Genomic DNA, 2,599 nt, shown 5'->3' with positions numbered 1-2,599 from the left:
CAGTACGGCCACCGGAGCAACGATGCGCGCCGATACGGTATTTTGGCTGTTGTCCATGACGAAGGCCTTCACCGCCACGGCCTGCATGCAGCTAATCGAGCAGGGCAGGATCAATCCCGAGGACGATGCGGCGAAATATCTGCCGGAACTCGCCAATCCGATGGTGCTGGAGGGCTTCGACGGCCACGGCCAGCCGCGCCTGCGTCCGGCCAAGCGGGCCATCAAGGTGCGTCACCTGCTCACACACACCTCCGGCTATACCTATTCGATCTGGAGCGATGCACTAACCCGCTACGAGAACGTCACCGGCATGCCGGACATCGCCACGTGCAAGAACGGCGCCTTCCTGGCACCGCTCGAATTCGACCCCGGCGAACGCTGGCAATACGGCATCAGCATGGACTGGGTCGGAAAGCTGGTTGAGGCGGTCAGCGACCAGTCACTGGAAGTCTTTTTCCGCGAGAACATCTTCGCCCCGCTCGGCATGACCGATTCAGGCTTCCTGATCGGAAGCAAGCAGAAGGCCAGGGTCGCCACCTTCCATAACCGTCGCGAAGACGGCGGCCTGACGCCCGCGCCCTTCGAAATGCCGCAGCGGCCGGAATTCTTCATGGGCGGCGGCGGCGGCTTCAGTACACCGCGCGACTACATGGCCTTCCTGCGGATGCTGCTGAACGGAGGCACTCATAAAGGCGTACGGGTGCTGAAGCCGGAAACGGTCGCGTCGATGATGCGCAACCAGATCGGCGACCTCGACGTCCATGCCATGAGGACTGCCCAGCCTGCCTATTCGCGGAGCTTCGACCAGTTTCCCGACGAGCCCCACAAGTGGGGATATTCGTTCGACATCAACACGCTGCCCGGTCCGAACGGTCGGTCGGCAGGCAGCATTTCCTGGGCCGGCCTGCTCAACTGCTATTTCTGGCTCGACCCGGTCAGGAAGGTGACCGGCGCCATCTTCACCCAGCTCCTGCCCTTCTACGACCAAAAGGTCGTGAAGCTCTACGGCACATTCGAGCGCGGCCTCTACGACGGCCTCGCCTGATCCATCCCGATTTCAACACAAGGAGACATATCATGTATGCGATTACAGGAATAACTGGCAAGGTCGGCGGCGCGCTGGCGAAAGCCCTGATCGAAGCCGGAGAACCGGTCCGTGCGGTGCTGCGCGATCCCGCCAAGGCGGAAATCTGGCGCAAGCGCGGGTGTGAAATCGCCTTCGCCGAGATGGGCGCCGCCGCCCAGCTTGCTGCCGCCTTCAAGGGCGCCACTGGCGTTTTCATTCTGCCGCCGTCGGAATTCGACCCTGCGCCCGGCTATCCGGAAGCGGCCAAGCGGAATGAGGTGCTGACGACCGCTCTCCTTGCTGCGCGCCCGGAAAGGGTCGTCTGCCTCTCCACCATCGGCGCCGACGGGGAAGTGGACAATCTGTTGAGCCAACGGGCGATGCTGGAAGAAGCCCTCGGCGAGCTCGATTTTCCCGTCACCTTCCTGCGGCCCGGCTGGTTCATGGAAAATGCGGCCTGGGACGTCGCGCCGGCCCGCGACGAAGGCGTGCTGCACAGCTTCCTCCAGCCGGCTGACAAGACCTTCGCCATGGTGGCGACGCAGGATATCGGCCGGCTTGCCGCCGATCTGATCCGCGAGGGGTGGACCGGCAAGCGGGTCGTGGAACTTGAAGGCCCGTCGCGGGTCTCGCCCAACGATCTCGCCAATGCCTTCGCGTCGGCACTCGGGCATCCGGTGCGGGTGGAGATCGTCCCGCGGGAAAGCTGGGAGGGCCTGTTCCGTGCCCAGGGTACGCGTAACCCACAGCCGCGCATGCGCATGCTCGACGGCTTCAACGAAGGCTGGATCGACTTCAAAGATAACGGACAGAACAGCGTCAAAGGCAAGACACCTCTTGTGGAGGTGATCGCGGCGCTTGTCCGGCAAGCCGCCGCGACCGAGGCCGTTTGATTCCACCCTGAAAACACAGCAGACGGCACGGACATCCGCCGCCGCCCCCCTCGCAACTTGAAGGGAACTATGATGGAACGGCTGTGTAACGAGAATGCGGACACACGACCAACTGGTGCCCCCGAAATTGGCCGAAGCGACCCTTATCGGGGCTATGCTGGAAACAAAGGCTGCCGGCCTAGCTCCTGCGGCTCGGATCGCTATCGGCGCCGTAACCGGCCGGCCCGCTATGTAGCCTTCGGGCAGAGCGAGTTCGCCGCATCGCTCGACATGCCGATTTGGCCTCTTGGATTGAGAGCTAGGACCATCCTCCCTTTCCACCCTCTGCAATCTATGATCCGCTCCCGCCCACAGGAGGATCGCATGGCATTACCTGTTATCGGGGCTGGGTTCGGCCGCACCGGCACGCACACTCTGAACTTGGCGCTTGAAATGCTCGGTTCACATGGAGGACGTCAACTCTAACGCCGAGCACCGCGACCTGATCCGCGCCGCCGGGCGCCGCGAGCCGGTGGATTGGGACGTCGTCTATGTCGGCTACAAGTCGGCAGTCGACTGGCCGACGGCCTATTTCTGGCGCGAACTCGCCGAGTATTTCCCCGACGCCAAGCTCATCCTCACCGTTCGCAACCCCGAGGAC

At 63.1% G+C, this 2,599-nt stretch carries 3 protein-coding genes; all 3 read left to right on the top strand.

The features are described 5' to 3' along the window. A partial coding sequence (locus EN914_RS31660; RefSeq protein ID WP_164779054.1) for a serine hydrolase occupies positions 1-1,045 on the top strand: 1,045 nt, incomplete at its 5' end. 32 nt (positions 1,046-1,077) lie between these two features. Next, complete coding sequence (locus EN914_RS31655; RefSeq protein ID WP_024504013.1) at positions 1,078-1,959, top strand: NmrA family NAD(P)-binding protein; 882 nt, start codon at positions 1,078-1,080, stop codon at positions 1,957-1,959. Positions 1,960-2,386: 427 nt separating this feature from the next. Next, positions 2,387-2,599, top strand: a 213-nt coding sequence (locus tag EN914_RS31650; RefSeq protein WP_164779053.1) for a sulfotransferase, incomplete at its 3' end; no start/stop codon positions are given.

Origin of the sequence: Mesorhizobium sp. M7A.F.Ca.CA.001.08.2.1, assembly GCF_003998455.1 — a bacterium.
Taxonomy (GTDB): Bacteria; Pseudomonadota; Alphaproteobacteria; order Rhizobiales; family Rhizobiaceae; genus Mesorhizobium; species Mesorhizobium ciceri.
The sequence above is the reverse complement of the archived record's forward strand: the minus strand, read 5'-3'. Positions and strand labels throughout refer to the sequence as shown.

Bases quoted from the DNA above. Each gene is read 5' to 3' on its own strand.
- EN914_RS31655 (WP_024504013.1), top strand. From the start codon at position 1,078: ATGTATGCGATTACAGGAATAACTGGCAAGGTCGGCGGCGCGCTGGCG.